Below are 25,837 nucleotides of genomic sequence, written 5' to 3'. Positions count from 1 at the left end.
GCACCGCGACCGGAATGAGTATGCGCATGACCGTGACCTGGAACCCCGCCGTTGTTCCCGCCGAGCACCGCACCCATCCGGATCCGCACCTCGTGCAGGTCGACGAGAAGCTGCCCGACTGGCAGCGCGGGGAGGTGGCGTGGTTCAACGCCGAGAAGGGGTTCGGTTACCTGACCAGCGCCACCGGCGACGCGGTCTTCGTCGACTACCGCACGATCGACATGCCGGGATATAAAACCCTCAGCCCCGGGCAAGCGGTGGTCTTCACCGTGACCCACACCTGCGGCGGACCCGAGGCCACGCAGGTTCTCCCCTTCCCGTACGCCCGCGCCGAATCCTGAGCCGGGTCGCGCGAATACCTCGGCCGTGACGGGGTACCGGCCAGATGTCGGCTGCCGCCGGCCCCACCCGACCGTCACGATGAAGGTGAAGATGTGAAAGCCGAACGCCTGGTCGAGGAATCGTTCGAGCTGGTCGCCCGTGCCCGGCGCGCCCGCGTCTTCCATCCACGCGGCCTCTGGTTCAGCGGGCACCTGCGCCCCGCCGCGGCCTTCGAGAGGTATTTCGGGGATGGAGAACGCGACGTCGAGGTCCGCCTGTCCAAAGCCCTCGGCATGCCGGGACGCGTGCCCGACGCCGTGGGAATCGGGCTGCGCGTGCGGACCCCCGGCGGGCGCTGGGACCTCGCCCTGGCGTCCACACCCACCGGCACGCTGACCCGATTCTTCGCGATACCGGTTCCGTCCTGGCGCCACGCGACCTACGGGACGCTGATGGCCTATCGGTTCGACGGCGGCGACCCGCAGTGGATATTCGCCCGGCCGAACGCCGATCAACCCGCCGATGCCTCCCTGGCGACGCTGCGCGAATACGCGACCACACACGGCCTCGGTTTCACCCTGACCGCCGCGCGACTGAACGGACCCGAAGAACCGTTCGCGGACCTGCGGCTCACCGCCGAAACCGTGGCCCCGCCTCCCGAAGACGCCGTCGACCCGACCCTGCACCATCCGCCCGATGTCGCGCTGGCCCCGCGGTTCATCACCCGTCTTCGGCGCAGCGCCTACCGGGGCAGCCGCGAGGGACGCGGCGCAGAGCCGTCATCCGGCCCCACCTCCTGAGTATTCATTCGTGCGCGCTGTCGTCGGCGCGCCGCGCCCGGCAGTGACTCGCCGCAGCCCGAGCGACGCGGTGATGTCGGGCTAGGCGTTCGGGCGGGGCGGGTCGGCCGACAGGCCCATGACGTCGTTCCACCACGAATCGAGGGGGCTGGGATCCGGCCAGCTCACCGCGGCCGGTTGTTCGGCAGGCATCGAGGCCAGGGCCTCATCGTCGACGAATACGGAATCTCTGTTACTCGGCATGCGGCTCACTCCTCGTTCCCCCAAGATCACAGCTGACTACCGAAAACCCCGATCCCGGCCTGCCAAACCACTTTTTCATCACACGAGGAGACCGTAGGGTTGCCGACACAGGCCAGTGAACTCTTTTCCGACAGGCAAGGAGCAGAATTGCCGAATTTCACCGTCCGCCGTGTTCTCACCGCCGCCGCGATCTCGGCCGCCGGACTCGCGGCACTGGCGCCGAGCGCGGTCGCCCAACCCAGCATCTATCACCCGGTGATCACCCCGTGCAGCCAGCAGTTCCGTACCCCACTGGAACCACCGCGACCGGGCACCGAGGTGTATTGGAGCCCGTTCGGCACCGCCGGCATCGTCTGCTACGACGACGGCACCGGCCTCGAGCACTACTACCAGCGCGATCCCGCCGGCCGCTGGCACGACATCAACGAACTCCTGCCGGGCCAGCACTTCTACGTGATCTTCACTTCCACCGTGCCGGACCAGGCAACCTGGGGCTGAGCGAGCCGGACCCCGAACCTGCCTGGATACGCGAAAACCCGGGTGCGACCCGGGTTTTCGTGAGCGGAGCGGCTTCAGCGGGTGGCGATGATCGCCGAACCGTGGCCGAACAGGCCCTGGTTCACGGCGATACCGGCGCGGGCGTTCTCCACCTGACGACCGTCGGCCTGGCCGCGCAACTGCCAGGTGAGTTCGCAGATCTGAGCGATCGCCTGCGCCGGGATGGCCTCACCGAAGCAGGCCAGGCCGCCGCTGGGATTCACCGGCACGCGGCCACCCAAAGTGGTTGCGCCGCTGCGCAACAGCTCCTCGGCGCCGCCGATCTCGCACAGCCCGATATCTTCGTACCAGTCCAGCTCCAGCGCGGTGGACAGGTCGTAGACCTCCGCGAAGGACAGATCGGCGGGGCCGAGTCCGGCCTCCTCGTAGGCGGCGTCCGCGATCGCGGACCGGAACGACCGCGAGGGCGCATCGAAGGCCACCGCGGAGTCGGTCGCGAAATCCGGCAGATCGAGCACGGTTTTCGGGAAGGTCGGCGTGACCGTGGACAGCGCCCGGATGCGGACCGGGTCGGCGATGCCGTGGCGGCGGGCGTAATCCATCGACGTCAGCACCAGCGCGGCGCCGCCGTCACTGGTGGCGCAGATGTCGAGCAGCCGCAACGGATCGGAGACGATCGCCGACGCCGCGACCTCCTCGGCCGCGACCTCCTTGCGGTAGCGCGCGTAAGGGTTGTTCAGGCCGTGTTTGGCGTTCTTCACCTTGACGGCGGCGAAATCGTCGAGCGTGGCCCCGTGCAGCGCCATCCGCCGGCGCGCGTAGAGCGCGAAGTAGATGGGGTTGGTGGCGCCGAGCAGATGGAAACGCAACCAGTCCGGATCGTCGCGGCGCTCACCGCCGACCGGCTGGAAGAACCCCTTCGGGGCGGCATCCGCACCGACCACGAGCGCCACATCGGTCAGCCCGGCCAGGATCTGCGCCCGCGCGTTGGCGATGGCCTGAGCGCCGGAGGCGCACGCGGCGTAGCTGCTCGAGATCCGGGCGCCGGACCAGCCGAGCGCCTGGGCGAACGTCGCACCCGACACGAATCCGGGGTAGCCGTTGCGGATCGTGTCCGCGCCGGCGATGTAGCCGACGTCGCGATGGTCGACGCCGGCATCGGCCAGCGCCGCCCGCGCGGCCACCAGGCCGTATTCGACGAAATTGCGTCCCCATTTGCCCCACTGGTGCATACCCGCACCGAGGACGGCGATATCGCGATCGTTGTCAGGCATCGACCGGCCTCCACATCCACACCGTGTGCTCCGCTTCCTCGTCCTCGTACAGCACGCCCAGGGTCAGTTCGACCGGCATGCCGACGGCCAGGTCGTCCACGGTGAGGCCGCGCACGACCTGCCCGAGAATCACCATCTGCTCTTCCTCGAGCTCCACCGCCGCCACGACGTACGGCTCGAACGGATCCGGCGAGACATAGGGTGCGGGCGGTTTGTAGCGGGCGTCCGCGTACGACCAGATCCGGCCTCGCGTGGAGAACAGATACTCGACCAGTTCGGATCCGTCCTTCGGACTCGCGCACTGCGGGTTGCGGCAGGCCAGCGTGTTCCGCGGGAAGTACGGTGTGCCGCAGACATCGCAGCGACTTCCCTGGAGACGTACGGTGCCGTCGTCCGCAGTGAACCAACCTTCCACGGCGGGGCGTTGTTCTTTCTGCACAGCGCCGACGATATAGGAACACGTTCTATTTTGGCGAGGAAATCCGCTCCGCCGATGCACGCGCCCGGGTACGGTGTGACCGGATCGAGGATGGCCCCCACCCTCGAGTCGATCTGGAGTACCACACCGCGATGGGCATGAAAATCATTGACCCGCAGTCGATTCGCAACGTCACGATCGTCGGGGAACCCGGGGAGACGACGGCGCTCCTCGGCCGGCTGTGCCGCCGGCCCGCCGGGAACGGGTCCCACTCAGCGGTCACCGTCCACTGGGTGACCGACGGCGTCGAGCACACGGTTCGCCTCACCGAACTGTCGAGCCACGCGCCGATCGCGGAACTCGAACGGGCCGTGCGGACGGCCGACGGGGTGGTCGCGCTGATGAACGCGGCCGCGGCGAGCGCCGCGCGACTCGAGACGATTCTGCGCGTGGCCGACGACCACCAGGTAGCCCGCCTGTGCCTGGTGCGCGGACTCGACCATCGCGCCGCGGATTTCGGCCGCTGCGTGCGCACCGTCGCCGCCACGCGCGGAGCGGTGCCGCTGACGGTGCAGATTCCGCTCGGCATCGGAGCCACATTCGAGGGCGTCATCGATCTGATCCCGATGTGGGCACTCGAACCGATGGCCGTCGAATTCTTCGGCAGTCACTGGCCGGTCGCCGAACAGCGGTATCACGAACTCGTCGACGCGGTGCTGGCGCAGGACACCGCGCGCCCCGGCGTGCCGAGCACCGGGAAGCCGCCGCCGGAACAGTTGTACGACCGGATCCGCCGCCTCACCCGGATCGGCGACGTCGTGCCCATCCTGTGCGATGCGTCGCCGCGCACCGACGACACCGCCGCACTGCTGGACGCGATGGTCCGGTACCTGCCGTCACCGATGCACGTCTGCCAACCGGAGCATGCGCTCGATCAGTGAACGACCGGGCCGACGACCGCCTCGGCGACACCGCCGTCACCCGCGCGGTGGATTCGGCTCGCCGGTAGCGAGCCGAATCCGTCGCGATCACCAGCCGGAGCCGGAGCCACCCGAACCGGTGTTGGCAAGGATGGTGCCGATCACCATCTGCAGGATGCCAGCGACAGAGCCAAGAAATTCCACGGTGTCCTCCGACTTTCTCATCCGCCGAGTGTCCGGCGTAGCGGAGAACCTAGCCCAGCAATCTTGTGAAAGATAGACATTTCGGAAAATTCGGTAGGCTGACGGACGCTCCGCCGATTCGGAACCCGTGGTAACGACACCGCGGCGCGAGACATTACCACTCGGAAAAGTTGCGAACGAGACGGTTACGAACACCCCGCGACCTTCCGGCAATTGGCGTTTACCCCCGGCGGCGCCGGGTAGCTCGCCAGCGAAGCGACCGGCGAGGAGGCCCGGATGAATGTCACCGATGCGGTCATGGATCGGCTCGGCGCCGTGGTCACGAAAGTTGTCGGCGCGGCCTCGAGTCGCGGACACCCGCAGATCGTGACGATCGGGCGTCCGCGCGCGGAGGTCGAACGGCTCTGGCACGATCCGCGAATGCTCTCCCGGGTGTTCGGGGAGATGGCTTCGGTACACACCGCCGACGGCGCCCGATACGTGTGGCGGCTGGGCCCGGACGACGGCGAAACCGTCACCTGGACAACGGCACTCACCGAAGAGCCGGGCACGCTGCGCTTCACCGGTACCGGCGACGACCCGACCGGCACCTACCTGCAGCTCGACTTCCGGGACGCGCCGCAGGGGCTCGGCACCGAAGTGACCCTGTCCGTGGGGGCGCCGCTCCCCGACATACTCACCGACACCGCCGCGTTCGCGGCGCTCTACCGCGCGCGGGCGCTGCTGCAGACGGGCGAGATACCGACCCTCGCCGGAAATCCGAGCACGCGCGCCGCCTCGGACGAATAGCCCCTCGGACGGAGAGGAACGATTCATGCGCGCACTGTGCTGGAACGGGGTGAACGATCTCGCCGTCGAGACCGTGCCCGACCCCTCGGTGGTCAACCCGCACGACGCCGTCGTGGCGGTCCGGCTGACCACCACCTGCGGCTCGGATCTGCATTTCATCGACGGCTATCTGCCCGGAATGCGGCACGGTGACGTCTTCGGGCACGAGTTCGTCGGCGTCGTGGTCGCCGTCGGCTCCGAGGTCACCCACCGCGGCGTCGGTGACCGGGTGGTGGTGCCCTCGTTCATCGGATGCGGCTCGTGCTGGTTCTGCGAACACGACCTGTGGGCCGCCTGCGACACCACCAACCCGAACGCCCACCTGCAACGCCCCGTGCTCGGCTACCCGACCGCCGGCATCTACGGCTACACCCATCCCTTCGGCGGATACCAAGGTTCGCACGCCCAATACGTGCGGGTCCCCTTCGCCGATGTCAACTGCTTCCCCGTCCCCGGCGAGATCACCGACGAACAGGCCCTGTTCGTCTCCGACGCCGTGCCGACCGGACTGATGGGCGCCGAATTCTGCGACATCTCCCCCGGCGATACGGTCGCCATCTGGGGCAGCGGCGGGGTCGGGCTGATGGCCGGGCACTCGGCGCGGCTGCTCGGCGCCGAACGCGTGATCGTGATCGACCGCTATCGCGAACGTCTGGCGCTGGCGCACAAGCACTTCGATGCCGAAACCATCGACTACACCGCGGTGGACAGCGTGCAGAACACCATCGCCGAGATGACCGGCGGCCGCGGTCCGGACGCCTGCATCGACGCGGTGGGTATGGAGGGGCACGGCACCGGGCTGCAGCACGCCTACGACCGCGTCAAACAACTCCTGCGCCTCGAAACGGACCGCGCCACACCACTGCGCGAGGCGCTCCTCGCCTGCCGCAAGGGCGGGGTGGTGTCGGTACTCGGCGTCTACGGCCTGACCGACAAGTTCCCGATGGCCGTCGTCACCAACAAGAGCCTCACGATCCGCAGCGCACAACAGCACGGCCAGCGCTACGTCCGCCGCATCTTCGACTACATCCAGCAGGGCGACCTCGATCCGTCCTATCTGATCACCCACGATCTCCCGCTGGAGGACGCCGTGCACGGGTACGACCTGTTCAAGAACAAACGAGAAGGGTGCGTGCGCGCGATCTTCCGCCCGTGACGCGAACCTACCCGCGAGCCACTGTTCTCACCCTGCTCAACGACGCTCTCGCCAACTCGATTAGCATTTTCGCCGCGTCACATAAGAGCTGAGTGGAGGGTGGGTTTTCATGGCCAAGAAGGTCATCGTCGAGCTGGTGGACGACTACGACGGCAAGTCCGATGCCGACCAGACGGTGCACTTCGGCATCGACGGGGTCGAATACGAAATCGACCTGTCGACCAAGAACGCCGAGAAGTTGCGCAAGATCTTCGAGCAGTGGACCGAGTCCGCCCGCAAGGTCGGCCGAAACCGCAAGGGCGCCGTCAAGTCCGGCGCCGCCCGCACGACCCCGGACCGCGAGCAGACCGCCGCCATCCGGGAGTGGGCGCGCAACAACGGCTACGAGATCTCGAGCCGCGGCCGGATCCACAAGGACATCGTCGAGGCCTACAACAAGGCCGGCTAGACGACGGTCCGCCCGTCACGAACCCGCCAGTGTCACGGCGCGCGCCATGAGCGCGTCCGCGACGGCACGGGGGCGACGGCCGAGCCCGCAGGCGCAGGCGACGCCGTCGACGCGGCGGCCCAGCGCATTCTCGATGGTGTGCAGCGTCTTTCGCTGCTCATCCTCGGTCGGCACGTCGTGGACGACACCCGCGTAGAAGCGGGTGCCCGCGGGCAGGGACAGATCGGCGAGGGGAGCGTAGAACCGGGACTCCGCAGCCGGCGGTCTGTCGCCGGCGGCGAACGGAACATGGACGTACTCCAGCGTGCGTCCGGAGGGCCATTGCCGCGCAACCGAATTGGCCAGATCGACGAACGGCCGGGCGGTGCGCAGCGGCACGCCCTTGTTGTGCAGGCTACCCAGGCACAGGTGCACGCCGATCCGGGTGCCCTCCGGGGCCGCGGCGGCGAGCGCCGCGATTCCCCGGCCCGAGCCCAGCAGCCGCTCCACCATGCGGTGCGCGGGCTGGGTCAGCGCCATCGCCACCAGTTCCGCGGTGGCCTCCAGCTGGATCACCACATCGTCACCGCCCGCCCGTGTGACGGCGGCGATCTCCCGGACGGTGGCCTCGGTGAACGCGGCGCGTTCGGAGCGAATTCCCTTGGGCCCCAATGCGACGAACGCCAGGGTGAGATCGGTCGGCATGCCGATCTGCAACGCGAGTTCGGGGCGGCCCAGCTCGGCGCGCACGGCGGAGAAGATCGGCAGCGCCTCGGCGGCTTCCCCCGAATACCCGAGGTGCATCCCGTCCCCGGCCGCCGTTCGGGCCTCCGGCACCCGATATCGAGGCCGATCGCGCCGAGTCCGCCACTCCCCAGCCCGGGTGACCTCCAGCGCGCCCTGAGCGACCAGGTCTTCCAGGATCGGGCGGACGTAGTACTCGTACCGGCGGGTCTCACCGGTGGGCAGGGTGTGTAACAGCGGACCCGCGCTGTCCGCCATCGCCCGCATCGCCTCATCCGTACTCGCGGCGGGGAAGCTCCCCACGAAATGCACGCTGCGCGAAGGCATTTACCCATCGTACCCGGCCGTCCGACGCCGCGGGACGCATCGAGAGACCGGGGCGGGCGCGGTCCGCGCGGGCCGATCCACATCGGGTGTTTGCACACAATTTACGGGCTCGAATTCTCGGCGAAGCCCGGGCGGCCGTATTCGCCCCTAGACTCGCAGTCACGTCTCGCACATCGAGACGACTCGTCGTTCGACCAGCGCCGCGCGAACACCGTCCCGCGCCTCGCCGAGGCGCCACCCAGCCGTCCGGGCTCGATCCGGTGCACCCGCGCCGCCGGTGAACCGCCCCGGACCGTCCCCCGGGAGGTAACGATGGCCGTCTCGCACAGCACCGTCTCGCACGCGGAAGGGACCACCGTCCACCTCCGGACGCCGGGCGAATCGTTCGCCGCCGGACCGCAGCGCACGGCGACGCCACCGTCGACGACGATCCCCGCCGCGGCGCACTCGGCACCGCCGCGGCAGTTGAGCGCCCTGGACCTGCATCTGCTGGACAGCGAAACCGCCTCGGCGCCCATGCATATCGGCGCCGTCATGCTGCTCGACTCGGGCCGCGCGGCGCGCGGCGCGCTGGATGTCGGCACGCTGCGGCGGCTGTTCGCCGCCCGGCTGCACCTGGTGGCGCCGCTACGCCGCCGGGTACGCACCGTGCCACTGGGCCTCGACGAGCCGTACTGGGACGACTGCGCCACCGTCGACCTCGGTTTCCATGTGCGCGAGGTGCGACTACCCGACGGGGCGACCGACGCCGACCTCGCCGACTATGTCGCCCGCCGCCACGCCCAGCCGCTGGACCGATCCCGCCCGCTGTGGGAGTGCCACCTGGTCTCCGGGCTCTCGGGCGGCCGTCAGGCGGTCTACACGAAGGTGCACCACGCGGTGATCGACGGTGTGTCCGCGGCGGAGATCATGGGAGCGATCCTCGACATCTCCGAAACCCCCACGGCCACACCGCCTCCCGAGGCCGGTATCCGCCGCGACCGCATGCCGTCGATGATCGAGATGCTGGCCCGCAGCGCTCCCAAGGCGGTGACCCGCCAATCGGCCCGCACGCGCGCCGCGCTCGACGCGGTCCCGACACTGCTGCGCAGCCGGGACGCTTTCCGCGCCAAACACGACGACGTGCCGTTCAACCGCCCGCTCACCACGACCCGCAGCGTCGCCTACACCTCGCTGCCCCTGGACGCGGTCAAGGCGATCAAGAAGTCGATCGACGGCACCGTCAACGATGTCGTGATGGCCCTGTGCACCTCGGCGCTGCGCAACTGGATGCTCGATCGCGAGATCCCCATCGACCGGCCGCTGCTGGCCGCCATCCCGGTCTCGGTGCGTACGCCCGAACAGTTCGGGACCGCGGGAAATCAGTTCTCGCTCATGCTGTCCCCGCTGCCGATCGGTGAACACGATCCGCACGCCCGGTTGAAACTGCTGCACAACAATCTGCTCGTGGCCAAGGACCGGTTCGGCAAACAGCCACCGACTCTGCTGCACGAACTGACCACATTGCTCACACCGGCCCTGCACGGCCTGCCGACGCGGGCGCTGCTGCGCGTCGCCGCCCCGACTCTCCCCCTGGTCAATCTGATCGTCTCGAACGTCCCGGGACCGCAGATTCCGCTGTATCTGCATGGCATTCGCGTGCTGGCCAGCTATCCGGTCTCGGTGCTCACCGAGTTGTCCGGCAGCCTGAACATCACCGTGATGTCCTACGACGGACATCTCGATTTCGGCATCGTCGCCTGCCCGGAGGCCGTTCCCGACGTCTGGGACATCACCACACACCTCGCGGATGCGCTGGCCGAGTTGCAGCGGAGCTCGTGATGCGGCGCACACCCTTTGGTAATATGACTCTCCTATAGAGAGAATGTCATATACGCGAGGGGTTCGATGGTCGACGATCCGCATGCCGGAGCGGGCCCGGCCGGGCCACCGTGGAGCCAAGGCGAGCTGCTGCGCCTCATGGACGTACAGTCCTGTGGCGCAGGACATTACGTCGCCCCCGCACACGGTCCGACCGTCCGCAACGTCGTCGAGGCCGGCCAGATGCTCGGCGACGCGATCGTGGCGGCCGCCAAGGAGGTACCCCGGCAGCGCGTGGTGTCGGCGTCGATGATCTTCACGCGGGTCGCCGCCCACGACGCGCCGCTGGACGTCGACGTCGAGGTGCTGCACTCGGGTCGCACCTACAGCACGGCACAGGTCCGGATCCGGCAGCACGACACCCTGCGGTGCGCGGGCACCGTACTGCTGGACGCCGGCGCACCCGATCTGATCCGGTCGGCGGCGCCGATGCCGAGGGTCGAACCACCGGAAAAGCTGGCGTCGCTGGACATTCCGGGCACGGAGGTCGACGGCCGGGACATGCGCGTGGCCGGCGACGGATACAGTCCCGACCCCGGACACGTCGGTCCTCCGGAACTGTTCGTGTGGACGCGGTACCGCGACGCGCCGGAGGGGGGCCATCTGCATGCCGCGCTGCTGGCGCAATCGTGTGCACACTGGACGGTGGCCGCCGCGTTGCGCCCGCATCCCGGCTTCGGTGAATCGATGGCCCATTCCGCGATCTCGACCGGAATCACCATGGCCACCATCACCTTTCACGACGATGCCGATGTGACACAGTGGCTGCTGTACAGCACCCGCGTCGTCTACGCCGGACGCGGCCACGCCCAGAGCGAAGGTCGGGTACACGCCGCCGACGGACGACTGATGGCGTCCTACAGCGTGCACGCGATGGTGCGGGCGTTCCGGTCCGCCGATACCGCCGCCCGCACCCGCGCCGGCACCGTACTCTGACCACCCGCCCTCGGGGGAACAGATTCGGAGGAACACATGGAATCGTCCGGCTTCGCCGATTGGCCCGACTATCGCGTCGACGTGCGCCGAATTCGCAATCTGGTCCGCGTCCTGCACAACGATCGGGTCCTGGCCGAGACCACCGCGAGTCTGCTCGTCGCCGAACAGGACCACGGGATCGTGTTCTACATTCCGGTCGCCGATATCCGCTTCGACCTGCTCACCCTGGACGAACAACTCACCTCCCGCTGCCCCTTCAAGGGCTGGGCCCGGTATTGGCACCCGACCGGCAGCGACGAGCCGATCGCCTGGGAGTATCACGATCCCTATCCGGAGGTGGCGTTGATCCGGGACCACATCGGCTTCTATCAGGATCGCGTCCGCCTCGAGATCGGTGTGGCGGATCCGGCCGTGTCCGGACTGCGGCACCGTCCAGAATCCGCCCGGACACCCGACGCCGAGTGATCCACCGACCCGTCAGCATTCTCTGCCCGCGGTGAAGGGATAGCGCAGCTGCGCTGAATAGGTTGTGGGATAGTGCGGTTTCGCCGCCATACCGAGTTCGGCGGAGCTGAATCGGTGCGCCGGGTCGGGATCAGGGGAGAACCTCTTGGAGTTTGCCGGTGGCGACATCGAAGACGAAGCCGCGCAGCGAGGTCGTCTTCGTCACGAACGGGCTGGCCTCGATGCGCCGGATCGATTGGCGCACATCCACATCCAGATCGTCGAAAGCCTCCGCCGCCCAAGCGGGTTTGAGGCCGGTCTCGTCCTGGATTCCGCGTTTGAATTCGTCGTCGGTGAAGGTCAGCATGCCGCAGTCGGTGTGATGGATCAGGATGATCTCCGTGGTGCCCAGCAACCGCTGGCTGATGGCCAGCGACCGGATCTCGTCGTCGGTCACCACCCCGCCCGCGTTGCGGATGACGTGGGCCTCCCCCTCCTGGAGTCCGAGGATGCGGTAGACGTCGAGCCGCGCATCCATGCACGCCACCACGGCGACGTGCTTGCTCGGCGGCAGCGGAAGCGGCCCGCTGAACTGCGCTGCGTAGTCGGCATTGTTGGCCAGAAGCTCATCTGTCACGGTCATGATCGCGCCCTTCGTCGGAGTACGTGCGGACATTCACATGTGCGCATGGATCGTGACTCCCGAGGGCCGCGAACACCAGGTATTAGCTCAGCGTGAAGTCAACGGTTGCCGATCGTCCAACCGGAACGCCCGACCGGCTGCGACCGTGCGGGGATCAGGGACGCATCGTCTTCACGGCCTGCGTGATGCGGGATTCCGGATGCGCGCGGCGGGTACGCAGGCCGTTCACCAGCGCGAGCACGGCGCCCAAGCCGACCAGGATCAGGCCGCGCGCCCAGATCTCGGCGTCGATGCGGGTGAACAGGTAGAGGCAGGACGCCAGTGCCAGCCAGGGAACGGGCGTCGGGACGCGGAAGTGGTCGGTGTCGACGGGATGGCGGTGCTCGAGCAGAACCGAGCAGTTGACCGCCGCGAAGACGACGAGCAGAAGCAGGACCAGGGTTTCGGCCAGCACGGCGACCTCACCGGTGAGCGCGAGGGCGAGGGATGCTCCCGAGGTCACCACCACCGCCACCCAGGGAGTGCGACGGCCGGGAAGCAGACGGGTGAGCACCGCCGGCAGCAGTCCGTCGCGAGCCATGCCGTAGGCGAGCCGCGAGGCCATGATGCCGGTCAGCAATGCGCCGTTGGCGACGGCGACCAGTGCGATGACACTGAACAATCGGTCGGGCACGCCGCCGGCGCGGCGCACCACCTCGAGCAGCGGACCGCTCGAGCGCGCCAGTTCATCGGTGGGCACGGCGGCGCTGGCGACCACACCGACCAGCACGTACACCACCCCGGCGGTGAGCAGGGCGCCGAACAGCGCGATCGGGTAGGAGCGCCGCGGATCGCGCACCTCCTCCGCGAGATTCACCGAGGTCTCGAAACCCACGAAGGAGTAGAACGCCAGCACCGTACCCGCGAGCACCGCCGCGACCGGACCGTGCTCCGCGGTACCGATTTCGGTGAGCCTGCCGGGATCGGCGTCACCGCGCAGCAGAATCCACGCACCCAGCCCGATGATCAGCACCAGCCCGCTGAGCTCGACCAGGCTCGCCGCCACATTGGCGCGCAACGATTCCTTGATCCCGCGGATGTTGAGCGCCGCCAGCGCGACCAGGAAGACGACGATGACGACCGGGTTCGGCGCGGACACGAGCGCCTGGAGATAGTCACCGGCGAACGCCCGGGCCAGCGCTCCCACCGAGACCACCCCCGCGGCGAGCATGCAGAAGCCGACCAGTGAGCCGGCGGCCGGTCCCAGCGCCCGCGTCGCATAGTGCGCGGAGCCGCCCGCGCGGGGATACTTCGTCGCCAGTTCGGCATACGACGCCGCGGTGAGGGTGGCCATGCCGAGCGCGACGGCCAGCGGTAACCACACCGCACCGCCCGACGCCTGAGCGACCGAACCGATCAGCACGTAGACCCCGGCTCCCAGCACGTCGCCCAGAATGAAGAAGTACAGCAGAGGGGTACTGACGGCGCGCTTCAAGGAATGGGGCATACCGGCCACGTACCCGTCCAGCACGCATCGAACCGGACGGGGGCGTTCCCGGCTACCGGCGAGCGCACTCCACCTCGATCCAGCGGCAGACGATGTCCACGACGTATTCGCGCTCCGGGGTGGTCAGTTCGCGCCCCTTGGCGATGCCGTGCGTGCGCTGCAGACAGCTGCGACAGCAGGTGGCGGTGGCGTGCTGAGCGCGAAAGACCGGATGACCGCCCCACGGGGTCTGTTTCCCGTCCTTGGCCGGATGAGCCGGTGCCAGCCGCTTGCCGATGAGGTCGGCGGCGTGCTCACGCACCACCGTCATGCCGCGCAGCGCGACGAACTCCACCTCGGGTGCGCGCAGGTGGAACTTCGCCCGAAACGGCTCCCGGGCGATGGCCTCGAGGCGAGCGTCGAGAGTTGCGTGGTCCAGCCGCACCACACCAGCCTAGATATGGATGTATCCGCCGGTGAGCATGCCGTCGTCGAGGCGCGGGGCGATGGACTCGCCCCCGAGTGCGGTGCGCAACTCGATCTGCTCGTCCCGCACGACGTGCATGACGGCATTGATCAACGCCAGATGCGTGAACGCTTGGGGGTAGTTGCCCCAGTGCCGGCCCGTCACCGGGTCGATCTCCTCGGCGTAGAGGCCCAGCGGGCTGGCGTAGCCGAGCAATTTCTCGCACAACTGCTTGGCGCGGTGATTCTCGCCGATTTCCGAGAGTGCGGACACCAGCCAGAACGAGCAGATCGTGAACGTGCCTTCGGCCCCGGCGAACCCGTCGTCGGTCTCGTCGGTGCGATAGCGCAGGACGAGGCCGTCGCTGGTGAGTTCGTCGGCGATGGCGAGCACCGTTTTTCGGACGCGTTCGTCGTCGGGGGGAAGGAACCGGACCAGCGGGATGAGCAGGGTCGAGGCGTCCAGTGCCGTGCTGCCGTAGTACTGGGTGAACACACCCCGCGAGTCGACGGCGTTGGCGCAGACGTCGGCGCGGATCTCGTCGGCCGCGCGCTGCCAGCGGGCGGCACGCTCGAAGTCCTGGTGGATGCGGGCCAGTCGCGCGCCACGGTCGGCGGCGACCCAGCACATGACCTTGCTGGAGGTGAAATGCTGCGGCTTGCCGCGCACTTCCCAGATACCGTGGTCGGGTTCGCGCCACACCGCGAGCGCGCTCTTGACCGCCCACCGCAGCAGCGGCCAGGTGCGGGCGTCGATCTGGTCCTGATGGCGGGCGTAGAGGTAGACCGAGTCCAGCGCCGCGCCCCAGACGTCGTGCTGGCGTTGGCGATACGCGTCGTTGCCGACTCGCACCGGGGCGGCGTTCTCGTAGCCCCGCAGGTTGTCCAGGGTGTGTTCGCGCAGGTCGGTTTCGCCGCCGATGCCGTAGACGATCTGCATGTCCTCGGCGTTCTCGGCCAGATTGATGATGTGGGAGAAGTAGTCGTTGGCTTCCCAGTTGAAGCCCAGCGTGTACAGCCCCCACAGCGCGAAGGCCGAGTCCCGGACCCAGGTGTAGCGGTAGTCCCAATTGCGTTCTCCGCCAGGGGTTTCCGGTAGCGAGGTGGTCGGTGCGGCGACGATGGCGCCGGTCGGGGCGAAGGTCAGGCCCTTGAGGGTCAACGCGCTGCGCGTGAGCTGGGCACTCCAGGGATGATCCGGGAACCGGCCGCCGGCCAGCCAGTGCCGCCAGTGATGGACGGTCCCGACCAGGCGACGATTGGCCTCTTCGACGGTTTCGGGCGCCTCCCGGCTACCCCACGACAGCGCACAGAAGCGGGTGTCGCCACTCTTGAGCAGGGTGCGGGCGACCGCGCGCGAACCCTCGATGCCCATACGCAGATCGGTGGTCAGTCGCAACGGCAGATCGACACCGTCGGCGTCGGCCTGGGCCAGGTGGTAGCTGTCGAGGTATTCCCAGGTGGCCCGCGCTCGTCCGTAGTCGTAGGCGGGCTGGCAGTCGAGCACGAACTGGATCTGCCCGGTCTCGCAGTGCACGATGCGCAGCAGGATGTGCTCGGCGTCGTAGTCGGTGGGCGCGCGGCGGTGCGCACTGCGACCGGGTTGCTGATGCCGCCACGGGCCGACGAGCAGGACATCGCGCACGGTTGCCCATCCTTCGCCACTGCGCCAGCTCGTCTCCATGACCATGGTGCCGGGGATGTAGCGGCGATCGGCCGGGGTCGCGATGTCGTCGGGCGCGAAGCGGAACGACCCGGCGGAGCGATCCAGGATCGCGCCGAAGACGCTGGGGGAATCCATGCGAGGCAAGCACATCCATTCGATGGCGCCACTGGGTGCGATCAGGGCCGTGACCTCGGAATCGGAGATGAACGCATAGTCGTCGATGCGCGGGAAAGCGGTGACCCGGGGCGTGTGTTCGGGATGGTCGTTCATGCGGTGCTCCCATTCGTCACCTGCTCGGCCCGCTCGGGCGCTGCTTCGATCGTATGTCCGCCGGTGCACGGTTGCTACCGGCACGAACCAGCCCATACGGACATCCACCGAGTTCTCTGGGAATTTACCGAATACCGCATGGGGACCGCCTCGCCGGACGACCATGAGAGCGTGACCGATCGAGACGGCAGGAGCGCCCTGGCCACCGCCCGGCATCGAGGCCGCGAGGTGCGGCGGGCGTGGATGGAGACGCTCGGGCCCGGCGAACGGTCGGCGGTATGGGCGTGGGCCGCGTTCACGGCGACCTTCGGGACGACGCGGGCCCTCACGCACTGGATCCGCGCCGGCCACGGACCCAGCGGTGGCGGAATCAGCCTGGGCGGCAAGCATTTTCACCACTACAACATCGGGATCGCGACGCTCGCAGGGGTGGGGATGGTGGCGTTGCGCGGCACCGAGCGCACCCGCCGGCATCCGGTGGTGGCCACCTCCTACGGCGCCGGTTCCGCCCTGATCGTCGACGAACTGGCGCTGCTGCTGGATCTCGAGGACGTCTACTGGGCACGCGAAGGGCGTACCAGCGTCGATGCGGCGGTACTGGTGATCGGCCTCGGCGGCCTGGCCACCGCCGGATTCGAGTTCTGGCCGCGCGCCCACCGCGCACTGTGGGGGCGCTGAGCGCGCCGGTCTGCGCGGTGACGGCGGCGGGGGTCAGCGGCCCTCGGTGGGACCGCTTCTCGGGACGTCGTTTCGCGGAGTATCGCTGCGATGCGCCTCGTTTCGCGCGGTATCGGCTCCGGACGTGCGGCCGCGCTCGGCGTCCTTTCCGGGCTCGGGGGTTCGCGCATCCGGATCGACCTTGTCGGCGCGGTGAAACTCCTGGGTGAGTTCGTCGCGTGAGGTCGCGGCCTCGGTGTGGTGAGCGGCTGCCTGTTCCTTCAGACCTGCCGCCTGCGCCGCCTTGATATCGGCCTCGGCGGACGCCGCCCGGGCCTTGGCCGCGGTTTCGTCGGCGAGCGCTTGGCGACGGCCGACCTCGTGGGAACGCTCGGTCGCCTTCTCGCGGATCTCCGCGGCCTCCGCGCGCCGATGTTCCTTACGCTGGGCCACGGCCACCCGGGCAAGCGCGGCGATGACCAGGATCGCCACAACCACGACAACAACGATCACGACGATCGTGGTGGTACTCATCTCGACTCCTCGAACTCGCTCGGGCGGACCGGGGTGCGGCCGGCATCGGCACCGGCGTCAGTAGTAGTGGCGTCGCCCGCCGACGGCACGACCCATCGACCCCATGGCCAGCAGCACCAGGCCGATGACGAGGACCACGATTCCGATGATCCAGATGATGTGGATCTTCAGCAGAAAACCGACGACGAGGAGAATGATTCCGAGAATGATCATGGTCGATACCTGATTCGGCGAATGACGCGACAGCCCTGTCCGGGGCACTTCGACAGTCTGCAAAGCTACCCACTGGCTACACGCTGTAAATCAACTCAACCACCGCGAACCCACGGTGTCAACGGTGTTCGACTTCCGCCTGCAACCGGTCCTCGGTGTCGCGGCGGCCGGTGGTCCCGGCGCCGCTGCCCGGCGCAGCGCGCGTCCCGGTCATCGGGAGCCGGATCGCCGTGAGCGCCGGTCAGCGGGACGACATCTGCCCGGGAGCCGTGCCCTTTCCTAGCGTCGAGGGCGGAGAAACAGGTCTCCGGCGAAAGGTATCCGACTGTGACCCCCGAGACGACATCGTCCACTGGGAATATCCGTACCGGCGTCGATGTGGTGATCGTCGGCGCAGGCATCGCAGGGCTCTACGCGATCCACCGGCTGCGCGGACAGGGTCTGCGCGTGCAGGCGTTCGAGGCCGGCGACGGCGTGGGCGGCGTGTGGTATTGGAACCGCTACCCGGGCGCGCGCTGCGACGTCGAGAGCGTCGACTACTCGTACTCGTTCGACGACGCCCTGCAACAGGAATGGAACTGGAGCGAGAAGTACGCCACCCAGCCGGAGATCCTGTCCTATCTCGAACATGTCGCCGACCGCTACGATCTGCGCCGCGATATCGAATTCGGCACGCGGGTAACCGATATCGTGCTCGACGAGACCACGTTGCGCTGGCGGGTCCGCGTCGACAGCGGCGCCGAGGTGACGGCACGGTTCGTCGTGCTGGCCACCGGCCCGCTGTCCAATGCCAACACCCCGGCCATCGACGGGCTGGCGACCTTCGCCGGCCGGCTGCTGCACACCTCCAGCTGGCCCGCCGACGGTGTCGACCTCACCGGTCAGCGGGTCGGTGTCATCGGCACGGGATCCTCGGGCATCCAAGCCATTCCGCATCTCGCCGAGCAGGCGGAGCGGCTGTACGTCTTCCAGCGCACACCCAATTACAGTGTGCCCGCCGGTAATACGCCGCTCGACGAGGAAACGCGCCGCCGGCAGAAGGCCGGGTATGCGGAGCGGCGGCGGCTGTCGATGGCCAGCGGCGGCGGTTCCCCGCACCGGCCGCACCCCGAGAACACCCTCCAGGTGTCCGAGCAGGAGCGCCACGACGCCTACGAGGAGCGCTGGCAGCTCGGCGGCGTGCTGTTCAGCAAGACGTTCCCCGATCAGATGGTGACCGCCGAGGCGAACGAGCCGGCGCGCCGGTTCTGGGAGCAGAAGGTGCGCGCGGTGATCCACGACCCGCGCGTCGCCGACCTGCTGATCCCGCGCGACCATCCGATCGGCGCCAAACGGATCTGCACCGATACGAACTACTACGAGACCTACAACCGCGACAACGTCGAACTGGTGGATCTGCGCACCACTCCGATCCAGCGGATCGACGCCGCGGGCGTGCACACCACCGACGCGCACTACCCCCTCGACACCCTGGTCCTGGCCACCGGTTTCGACGCGATGACCGGATCGGTCGCGAAGATGAACATCGTCGGCCGCGGCGGCGAAACCCTGAACGAGGCATGGCGCGAGGGCCCGAAAACCTATCTGGGCCTGGGCATCAGCGGCTTCCCGAATCTGTTCAACCTCACCGGGCCCGGCAGCCCCTCGGTCCTGGCCAATATGGTGCTGCATTCGGAACTGCACGTGGACTGGGTGGGCGACGCGATCGACTTCCTGGACCGCCGCGGCGCGGCCGCTCTCGAGGCGCGGCCCGACGCGGTCTCGGCCTGGGTCGCCGAATGCGCCGAGCGTGCATCGAAAACTCTGATGCCGCAAGCCAATTCGTGGTATCTCGGCGCGAACGTGCCGGGTAAGCCGCGGGTGTTCATGCCCTTCGTCGGCGGATTCGGCGTATACGGCGAGATCATCGCCGAGGTGGCCGCGGCCGATTACAAGGGCTTCGACGTCCTCGACGTCCCCTCGGAACGGACGTAATCGGAGAGTCCTGCCGTCGGCCCCGCGGTCCCGATCCGGACCGCGGGGCCGATGTCATCGAGCCGCGAACAGATCCGTTTCGAGGATGCCCGGTCGCGCGCCGCCGCGGATGAACCATTCGGTGCCGAACGCGCGAGCGAACGCCGGATCCGGCATCGCGAGAAAGAAGGACTGCTCGTCGATCTGGCTCCGGTGCGCCCGCATGGCTTCGCGCTTGTGGCTCAGGTAGGCGGAGACGTCGACGGCCGTGGTCAGCATCGATTCCGGCTTCCCGAATTCGGCGACCGCGCTGATATCGGGCGCCTCGATTCCGGTCTCCCCAGCCTGCGCGGCGATCTCCTTCATGCCGCGCACGACCTCGTCGCGGTTCATGGTGCTCTGGAAAACCCGTGGGGTACCGGCCAATTCGGCGGCACGCATCCCGACGCGGTGGACCTGGATATGGTCGGGATGACCGTATCCGCCGTGGTCGTCGTAGACGGTGAGCACCTCCGCGTCCTCCTCGGCGAGGATCGCGGCCAGCCGCCGCGCGGCATCCTCGACGGGTGCGGTCCAGAACGATCCGGCCGCGTCGTTGGTGGGCGTCCCCATCATCCCCGAGTCGACGTAGCCGAGGAACTCCACCCGCGCGACGCCGAGAATCTCTGCGGCAGCGTGGGTTTCACGAACCCGCCGCTGCCACAACGGCTCACCCTCGTCGAGGAATCCCGCCGGCACCTCCCCGTGCTCGCCGCGGGTGGCCACCACGAGAACCACGCGGTGTCCCTGCTCGTACGCCTTGCGCATCACCCCGCCACAGGTGATCGCCTCGTCGTCGGGATGAGCGTGGAAACTGACCAACGTTGCCATGGCGCAACGCTACGGCACGGTCACGGCCTCGTCCGCCTCAACCGGTCACGGCGCCGTGGGCCGCGGAGCTGACCAGCTTGCGGTACTTGGCAAGCACTCCCGAGGTGTACTTCGGCGGCAGCGGCTCCCAGCCGACCTTGCGCGCGGCGAGCTCGGCCTCGTCGATCTCGACGTCGAGGATGCGGTTGGCGACGTCGAGAACGATGGGATCGCCGTCGGCGACGAAAGCGATCGGCCCGCCGTCCACGGCCTCGGGCGCGACGTGACCGACGCACAAACCGGTGGTGCCGCCGGAGAATCGGCCGTCGGTGAGCAGCAGGACGTCCTTGCCCAGGCCGGCGCCCTTGATCGCGCCGGTGATGGCGAGCATCTCGCGCATGCCGGGGCCGCCCTTGGGGCCTTCGTAGCGGATGACGACCACATCGCCCGCGCCGATCGTGCCGTCCTCGAGCGCGTCCATCGCGGCGCGCTCACCGTCGAAGACCCGCGCGGTGCCGCGGAAGACGTCGGAGTCGAATCCGGCGCTCTTGACCACCGCACCCTCGGGCGCGAGGGTGCCGTGCAGGATGGTCAGTCCGCCGGTCTTGTGGATGGGGCGATCGAGCGGGCGGATCACGTCACCGTCGAGGCCCAGTTCGATGTGCGCCAAATTCTCGGCCATCGTCGCGCCGGTCACGGTCAGCACGTCGCCGTGCAGCAGCCCCGCGTCGAGCAGGGCTTTCATCACCACCGGGATGCCGCCGACGCGGTCGACATCGTTCATGACGTAGCGGCCGAACGGCTTGAGATCCCCCAGATGCGGCACCTTGTCGCCGACCCGGTTGAAGTCGGCGAGGGTCAGCTCGACTCCGGCCTCCCGCGCGATGGCCAGCAGATGCAGGACGGCATTGGTGGACCCACCGAGCGCCATGACCACGGTGATCGCGTTCTCGAACGCCTCGCGGGTCAGGATGTCGCAGGCGGTGATGCCGCTGCGGAGCAGTCCGACCACGGCCTCGCCGGACTTGCGGGCGTACTCGTCGCGGCGCCGGTCGGGCGCGGGCGGTGCTGCCGAGCCGGGCAGGCTCATGCCCAGCGCTTCGGCGGCCGAGGCCATGGTGTTGGCGGTGTACATGCCGCCGCAGGCGCCTTCGCCCGGACAGATCGCGCGCTCGATCCGGTCGACGTCCTCGCGGCTGATCAACCCCTTCATACAGGCGCCGACCGCCTCGAACGCGTCGATGATCGTGACGTCGCGGCCGTCGACGTTGCCCGGCAGCGTGGAACCGGCGTAGAGGAACACACTCGCCAGATCCAGGCGCGCGGCGGCCATCAGCATGCCCGGCAGGCTCTTGTCGCAGCCGGCGAGCAGGACCGATCCGTCGAGCCGTTCGGCCATCATGACGGTCTCGACGGAATCGGCGATGATCTCGCGGCTCACCAGGGAGAAGTGCATCCCCTCGTGACCCATCGAAATCCCGTCGGAGACCGAGATCGTGCCGAATTCGAGCGGGTAGCCGCCGCCGGCGTGCACGCCCTCCTTGACCGCCTTGGCCAGGCGATCGAGCGACAGATTGCACGGGGTGATCTCGTTCCAGCTGGACGCGACGCCGATCTGCGGCTTGGCCCAGTCGTCGTCGCCCATGCCGACGGCGCGGAGCATGCCGCGGGCGGCGGTTTTCTCCAGCCCGTCGGTGACATCCCGGGAGCGAGGCTTGATGTCGTGCGCCGTGTCGCGATCGTGTGCCATGGGGCAAGCCTACGACCGGCGCAAACCACGGGACGGTTGATCCGGCCCGGGTCGCGTGGCGTGACCTTTCGGCGCACAGTCGTCCACTCGAATGGGCGTACCGGCCGGAGCACCCGTACAGCCACCCGGGCAGCCGGGCCGATTTCGGACAACCTCGAGAACTTCTGTGTAGCCGCGCGCGAAGGTGGTATACGACCGCACGTAGGCACAGGCATTTCGAGTGTACGGGTGTACACGGAAGTGAGGGCTTCCATGGATCTGTTGAAATGGAGTAAGCGGCCTGCCGCCGATATCAGCGCCAAGAAGCCACGAGTCAACGTCGTGCGCGGGCTGGTGGCGCGGGCCACCACGCCCCTGCTTCCCGACGACTACCTCCGCCTGGTCAATCCGCTGTGGACCGCGCGCGAACTGCGCGGCAAGGTCGTCGACGTCGTCAAGGAGACCGCCGAGTCGGCCACCGTCGTCATCCGGCCGGGCTGGGGTTTTCCGACGAACTACACGCCGGGACAGTACGTCGGCATCGGGTTGCAGATCGGGGGCCGCTGGCATTGGCGCTCGTATTCCCTGACCTCCATCGGCGCGAGCGGGGACAAGACCATCTCGATCACGGTGAAGGCGAATCCCGACGGGTTCCTGTCGACGCACCTGGTCGACGGTGTCGAGCCGGGCACGGTGATCCGGCTCGCGGCGCCGAAGGGCGATTTCCATCTGCCCGAGCCGGTGCCCGAGAAACTGCTGTTCGTCACCGCGGGCAGCGGGATCACGCCGGTGATCGCGATGCTGCGCGCCCTCGAGGCGCATGGGCAGTCACCCGACATCTGCCACATTCATTCGGCGCCCACCCGCGACGACGTCATCTTCGCCGACGAGATGCAGACCCGGGCCGACAACTCCGACGGTTACGACCTGACGCTCCAATTGACCCGGGAGATGGGCAATTTCGACGCCGCGCGGCTCGACGAGTGGGTGCCCGACTGGCGCGAACGCCACTGCTGGGCGTGTGGCCCACCGGCGCTGCTCGACGAGATGGAATCGCACTACGAGGCGGGCGGACTGCGCCACCGGCTGCACACCGAGCGATTCACCATCGCCCGCACCGACCACGGCGGCGAAGGCGGAACGGTGTACTTCGCCGCGTCCGGCAAGAAGGCGGAGATCGACGGCGCCACCACACTTCTCGAAGCGGGAGAAGAGCTGGGCATCGGCATGCCCTTCGGCTGCCGGATGGGCATCTGCCAAACCTGCGTCGTCCCGCTGGCGGGGGGATATGTGCGCGATCTGCGCACCGGCGCGGAGCGCCGCGAAGGAGAACGAATCCAGACATGCATCAGCAGCGTGTCCGGAGAATGCACCCTCGATCTGTAGGAGCCCCTATGGCCATCACCGATATCGACGCCTACGCCCATCTGACCCCCGAGGACATCGAGGCACTCGGCGCCGAACTGGACACCATCCGCCGCGATATCGAGGAATCTCGCGGTGAGCGGGACGCCCGCTACATCCATCGCACCATCGCCCTGCAGCGGGCCCTGGCAGCAGGCGGCCGGGTCACGCTGATGTTCAGCAATCGCAAGGTCGCATGGCTCGCCGGCACGGCGATGCTCGGACTCGCCAAGATCATCGAGAACATGGAGCTCGGCCACAATGTGATGCACGGGCAATGGGATTGGATGAACGATCCGGAAATCCACTCCTCGTCCTGGGAATGGGACACCACCTGCCCCAGCGTGCAATGGAAGCATTCGCACAATTTCGTCCATCACAAGTACACGAACGTCGTCGGAAAGGACGACGACGTCGGCTACGGAATTCTGCGAGTGACCCGCGACCAGCGGTGGGAGTGGTGGAACATCGGAAATCCGGTGTACAACCTGGCATTGGGAACATTGTTCGAATGGGGCGTCGCGCTGCACCACCTCGAGGTGGAGAAGATTCGCCGCAAGGACAAAACCTGGCGGCAGGCGTTCCGGGATCTGCGCATCATCGGAACGAAGGTCGGCAAGCAGGCGGCCAAGGATTATCTGATCTATCCGGCGTTGTCGGGGCGCAACTGGAAGACGACGCTGACCGCCGACGCCACCGCCAATCTCATCCGCAACTACTGGGCCTACATGGTCATCTTCTGCGGCCACTTCCCCGACGGGGCGGAGAAGTTCACCACCGAGGAGCTCGCGGAGGAGGATCAGCCCCGCTGGTATCTGCGACAGATGCTGGGGTCGGCCAACTTTCGCGCCGGGCCGCTCATGCGCTTCATGAGCGGCAACCTCAGCCATCAGATCGAACACCACCTGTTCCCCGACCTGCCCAGCAACCGGTACGAGGAGATCGGGGTCCGGGTCCGGGAACTGTGCGACAAATACGACCTGCCGTACACGACCGGTTCGCTCGGCCGCCAGTATCTGCAGTCGTTCCGGACGATCGCGAAACTGGCCCTGCCCAACGCCCTGCTCACCGCGACCTCCGATGACGCCCCGGAAACCGCTTCCGAGTTGCGGTTCGCGATTCGCGACGGGATGCGTGCGCATTTCGGCGTCGACCCGGAGACCGGCAAGCGCCGGGGGCTGCGCACGGCGCTGCGCGAACTGAAGCAGGCGCCGGTGCGAACGGCATCGTAAACGCCGCACCGCGTCGAACGCCGGACCGCCACTGGGGAGCGGCCCGGCGTTCGTTGCCGGTCAGCCGACGTCGTAGACGTAGCTCAGCCGGCCGTCGGGCAACTGCTCGAACTTCCGGAGTTCGAGCGGATGGCGAACACTCGCGGTCGCGAACAGGGGCGGCCCGTCTCCCGCGATGAGTGGGTAGACGATCAGGCGTATCTCGTCCACCAAGCCCGCGTCGAGCGCGGCGCCGGTGAGGGTGGCGCCGCCCAGGAGGTAGATATCCTTTCCGGGCTGGGATTTCAGTGCCGCGACGTCGTCGAGTCCGCGCAGAAATCGCGTATTCGGCCATGCGGCCGCGCTTTTCGTTGTGGAGACGACGTAATGTGGTGTCTTCCGGGCGAAGTCGACCCATTCGAGCTCGCCCGGCGTCGGCGCCGCGCCGGTCCGGGGCAGGGGTTCGTCCGGGTGGTCGCCGATCGCGGTCCAGTACGGTTCGTAGCCGTCGTACATCCGGCCACCGAGCACACAGGCGTCGATCTGCGGAGTGATTCCGTAATCATCGGACCAGCCGTGCACCCAGTCCGCATATCCGTCCGGCCCTTCGTATTTCCCGTCCACCGAGATCTTCATCGCCGCGATGAGCTTGCGCATCTGTTCCTCCTTCTTCGTCGGTCGAATGGCGTACGACGCCGATCACGGCAGGGCCGTCAGGCCGTCGGCGGTGAGTTGACAGGACGTCGCGGGTTCGCCCGCGGAGGCGAGTTCGAGCAATGCGGCGCCGGCGATCTCGGGAGTGAGCGGCTGACCCATCTGCTCGATGTACTCCTGCACGCTCCGGCCGGCCCGGGCGGCGTAGGCGCGGACCGCGGGCAGGCCGAGGCTCGTGGCGGGAGTGATCCGGGGCAGCACCGTCGTGAAGGTGATGTCCATTCCGGCGCGCCGGGCCTCGTCCTGGGCGTAGCCGGTGATGAACCGCTGGGTCGCCTTGGCTCCGGCGTATCCGCCGCTGAGCGGTGAACCCTGGACGGCGGCGCCGCTGCTGACGACGATCACGCGCGCACCGGGCGGCAGCGGCGTCAGCAGCGCTTCGCGCAACCAGTGAAAGGCGATGCGCACGTCCGTATTCCAGTTCGCCGAGAACGTCTCCCAGGTGTGCTGGTGCAGCGGACGCATCAGCGGTGGCGCGCCCGCGACGATGATCAGGACGTCCGGCCGGTGGCGGTCGAGCAGCGCCCCCGGCACGGTCGGATCTGCCGCGTCGGCGACCTCGATGTCGATGCCGGGTGTCTCGGCGGCCAGCTCCCGCAGGGCGGACTCCGTGCGCGCCACGGCCACGACCGCCGCACCGGCGCGCGCGAACGCGACGGCGATC

28 protein-coding genes are annotated in these 25,837 nt (G+C 68.2%); 14 read left to right on the top strand and 14 right to left on the bottom strand.

All coding sequences use genetic code 11. The annotated features are described in order from the left end of the window. Positions 1–26: 26 nt before the first annotated feature. Both ON23_RS18610 and ON23_RS18605 read left to right on the top strand, forming a co-directional pair. On the top strand, positions 27–341 hold the full coding sequence (locus ON23_RS18610; RefSeq protein WP_083904067.1) for a cold shock domain-containing protein: 315 nt from the start codon (positions 27–29) through the stop codon (positions 339–341). Positions 342–434: 93 nt separating this feature from the next. Then, on the top strand, positions 435–1,121 hold the full coding sequence (locus ON23_RS18605) for a hypothetical protein (RefSeq protein ID WP_039779724.1): 687 nt from the start codon (positions 435–437) through the stop codon (positions 1,119–1,121). A gap of 81 nt (positions 1,122–1,202) precedes the next feature. Here the strand turns inward: ON23_RS18605 and ON23_RS37980 are convergent, their stop codons facing one another. Further along, entirely contained in the window at positions 1,203–1,364 is a 162-nt protein-coding gene (locus ON23_RS37980) for a hypothetical protein (RefSeq protein WP_157170243.1), read from the bottom strand. A 147-nt stretch (positions 1,365–1,511) separates the two neighbouring features. Between ON23_RS37980 and ON23_RS18600 the strand changes: the two genes are divergently transcribed. Then, the gene (locus ON23_RS18600) at positions 1,512–1,862 is read left to right on the top strand and encodes a hypothetical protein (protein ID WP_039779723.1); all 351 of its coding nucleotides are present in this window, start codon (positions 1,512–1,514) and stop codon (positions 1,860–1,862) included. A 74-nt stretch (positions 1,863–1,936) separates the two neighbouring features. Here the strand turns inward: ON23_RS18600 and ON23_RS18595 are convergent, their stop codons facing one another. Next, complete coding sequence (locus tag ON23_RS18595) at positions 1,937–3,136, bottom strand: lipid-transfer protein (RefSeq protein WP_039779722.1); 1,200 nt, start codon at positions 3,134–3,136, stop codon at positions 1,937–1,939. Next, on the bottom strand, positions 3,129–3,575 hold the full coding sequence (locus ON23_RS18590; RefSeq protein ID WP_439116732.1) for a Zn-ribbon domain-containing OB-fold protein: 447 nt from the start codon (positions 3,573–3,575) through the stop codon (positions 3,129–3,131). Before ON23_RS18590 ends, ON23_RS18595 begins: the two co-directional genes overlap by 8 nt. Positions 3,576–3,712: 137 nt before the next feature. Here ON23_RS18590 and ON23_RS18585 point away from each other — a divergent pair, with 137 nt between their 5' ends. The 4 genes from ON23_RS18585 (at position 3,713) to ON23_RS18570 (ending at position 7,110) form a co-directional block, all read left to right on the top strand. Next, complete coding sequence (locus ON23_RS18585) at positions 3,713–4,495, top strand: hypothetical protein (RefSeq protein WP_244969553.1); 783 nt, start codon at positions 3,713–3,715, stop codon at positions 4,493–4,495. 459 nt (positions 4,496–4,954) lie between these two features. Further along, a complete protein-coding gene (locus ON23_RS18580; RefSeq protein ID WP_039779718.1) occupies positions 4,955–5,467 on the top strand; it encodes an SRPBCC family protein in 513 nt (170 codons plus the stop codon). 25 nt (positions 5,468–5,492) lie between these two features. Continuing rightward, entirely contained in the window at positions 5,493–6,662 is a 1,170-nt protein-coding gene (locus ON23_RS18575; RefSeq protein ID WP_039779717.1) for a zinc-dependent alcohol dehydrogenase, read from the top strand. Between the two features lie 109 nt (positions 6,663–6,771). Next, positions 6,772–7,110 carry a histone-like nucleoid-structuring protein Lsr2 gene (locus ON23_RS18570; RefSeq protein ID WP_039779716.1) on the top strand — a complete coding sequence of 113 codons (339 nt, stop codon included), beginning with the start codon at positions 6,772–6,774 and terminating at the stop codon, positions 7,108–7,110. Positions 7,111–7,125: 15 nt separating this feature from the next. On the opposite strand, the gene ON23_RS18565 is transcribed toward ON23_RS18570, so the two are convergent. Continuing rightward, a complete protein-coding gene (locus ON23_RS18565; RefSeq protein ID WP_039779715.1) occupies positions 7,126–8,160 on the bottom strand; it encodes a uroporphyrinogen decarboxylase/cobalamine-independent methonine synthase family protein in 1,035 nt (344 codons plus the stop codon). Positions 8,161–8,472: 312 nt separating this feature from the next. On the opposite strand from ON23_RS18565, the gene ON23_RS18560 reads away from it, so the two are divergent. The 3 genes from ON23_RS18560 (at position 8,473) to ON23_RS18550 (ending at position 11,421) form a co-directional block, all read left to right on the top strand. Next, on the top strand, positions 8,473–9,981 hold the full coding sequence (locus tag ON23_RS18560) for a WS/DGAT/MGAT family O-acyltransferase (RefSeq protein ID WP_051042855.1): 1,509 nt from the start codon (positions 8,473–8,475) through the stop codon (positions 9,979–9,981). 66 nt (positions 9,982–10,047) lie between these two features. After that, positions 10,048–10,956, top strand: a complete 909-nt coding sequence (locus ON23_RS18555; protein ID WP_051042854.1) for an acyl-CoA thioesterase — start codon at positions 10,048–10,050, stop codon at positions 10,954–10,956. A gap of 36 nt (positions 10,957–10,992) precedes the next feature. After that, the gene (locus ON23_RS18550; RefSeq protein WP_039779714.1) at positions 10,993–11,421 is read left to right on the top strand and encodes a DUF427 domain-containing protein; all 429 of its coding nucleotides are present in this window, start codon (positions 10,993–10,995) and stop codon (positions 11,419–11,421) included. A gap of 130 nt (positions 11,422–11,551) precedes the next feature. On the opposite strand, the gene ON23_RS18545 is transcribed toward ON23_RS18550, so the two are convergent. The 4 genes from ON23_RS18545 to ON23_RS18530 form a co-directional block, all read right to left on the bottom strand. Continuing rightward, entirely contained in the window at positions 11,552–12,043 is a 492-nt protein-coding gene (locus ON23_RS18545) for a beta-class carbonic anhydrase (protein ID WP_039779713.1), read from the bottom strand. Positions 12,044–12,197: 154 nt separating this feature from the next. Then, positions 12,198–13,529 (bottom strand): APC family permease, encoded by a 1,332-nt coding sequence (locus tag ON23_RS18540; protein ID WP_039779745.1) that lies wholly within the window; start codon positions 13,527–13,529, stop codon positions 12,198–12,200. A gap of 52 nt (positions 13,530–13,581) precedes the next feature. Continuing rightward, complete coding sequence (locus ON23_RS18535) at positions 13,582–13,953, bottom strand: DUF4186 domain-containing protein (RefSeq protein WP_245556007.1); 372 nt, start codon at positions 13,951–13,953, stop codon at positions 13,582–13,584. A 9-nt stretch (positions 13,954–13,962) separates the two neighbouring features. Next, a complete protein-coding gene (locus tag ON23_RS18530; RefSeq protein WP_063821293.1) occupies positions 13,963–15,909 on the bottom strand; it encodes a glycoside hydrolase family 15 protein in 1,947 nt (648 codons plus the stop codon). 243 nt (positions 15,910–16,152) lie between these two features. Between ON23_RS18530 and ON23_RS18525 the strand changes: the two genes are divergently transcribed. After that, on the top strand, positions 16,153–16,587 hold the full coding sequence (locus tag ON23_RS18525; protein WP_039779740.1) for a hypothetical protein: 435 nt from the start codon (positions 16,153–16,155) through the stop codon (positions 16,585–16,587). A 33-nt stretch (positions 16,588–16,620) separates the two neighbouring features. Here ON23_RS18525 and ON23_RS18520 read toward each other — a convergent pair whose 3' ends face one another. Continuing rightward, on the bottom strand, positions 16,621–17,100 hold the full coding sequence (locus ON23_RS18520; RefSeq protein WP_039779711.1) for a hypothetical protein: 480 nt from the start codon (positions 17,098–17,100) through the stop codon (positions 16,621–16,623). A gap of 57 nt (positions 17,101–17,157) precedes the next feature. Further along, a complete protein-coding gene (locus ON23_RS38500) occupies positions 17,158–17,313 on the bottom strand; it encodes a DUF6131 family protein (RefSeq protein WP_086006941.1) in 156 nt (51 codons plus the stop codon). A 327-nt stretch (positions 17,314–17,640) separates the two neighbouring features. Between ON23_RS38500 and ON23_RS18515 the strand changes: the two genes are divergently transcribed. After that, positions 17,641–19,287, top strand: a complete 1,647-nt coding sequence (locus ON23_RS18515) for a flavin-containing monooxygenase (RefSeq protein ID WP_051042853.1) — start codon at positions 17,641–17,643, stop codon at positions 19,285–19,287. 54 nt (positions 19,288–19,341) lie between these two features. Here ON23_RS18515 and ON23_RS18510 read toward each other — a convergent pair whose 3' ends face one another. Continuing rightward, positions 19,342–20,136, bottom strand: coding sequence for a PIG-L family deacetylase (locus ON23_RS18510; protein WP_039779709.1), 795 nt, complete (start codon positions 20,134–20,136; stop codon positions 19,342–19,344). Positions 20,137–20,173: 37 nt separating this feature from the next. Then, positions 20,174–21,865: a dihydroxy-acid dehydratase gene (ilvD, locus tag ON23_RS18505; RefSeq protein ID WP_039779707.1), complete on the bottom strand. Its 1,692-nt coding sequence runs from the start codon at positions 21,863–21,865 to the stop codon at positions 20,174–20,176. A gap of 252 nt (positions 21,866–22,117) precedes the next feature. Here ilvD and ON23_RS18500 point away from each other — a divergent pair, with 252 nt between their 5' ends. Further along, on the top strand, positions 22,118–23,230 hold the full coding sequence (locus ON23_RS18500; protein WP_039779705.1) for a ferredoxin reductase: 1,113 nt from the start codon (positions 22,118–22,120) through the stop codon (positions 23,228–23,230). A gap of 8 nt (positions 23,231–23,238) precedes the next feature. Then, positions 23,239–24,480, top strand: coding sequence for a fatty acid desaturase family protein (locus ON23_RS18495; protein ID WP_039779703.1), 1,242 nt, complete (start codon positions 23,239–23,241; stop codon positions 24,478–24,480). A gap of 60 nt (positions 24,481–24,540) precedes the next feature. Here ON23_RS18495 and ON23_RS18490 read toward each other — a convergent pair whose 3' ends face one another. Beyond that, entirely contained in the window at positions 24,541–25,116 is a 576-nt protein-coding gene (locus ON23_RS18490; RefSeq protein WP_039779701.1) for a dihydrofolate reductase family protein, read from the bottom strand. Positions 25,117–25,158: 42 nt separating this feature from the next. After that, on the bottom strand, positions 25,159–25,837 hold a 679-nt coding region (locus ON23_RS18485; RefSeq protein WP_039779699.1), incomplete at its 5' end, for an SDR family NAD(P)-dependent oxidoreductase.

This window comes from Nocardia cerradoensis NBRC 101014 (assembly GCF_000308535.1).
Classification (GTDB): Bacteria; Actinomycetota; Actinomycetes; order Mycobacteriales; family Mycobacteriaceae; genus Nocardia; species Nocardia cerradoensis.
The sequence above is the reverse complement of the archived record's forward strand: the minus strand, read 5'-3'. Positions and strand labels throughout refer to the sequence as shown.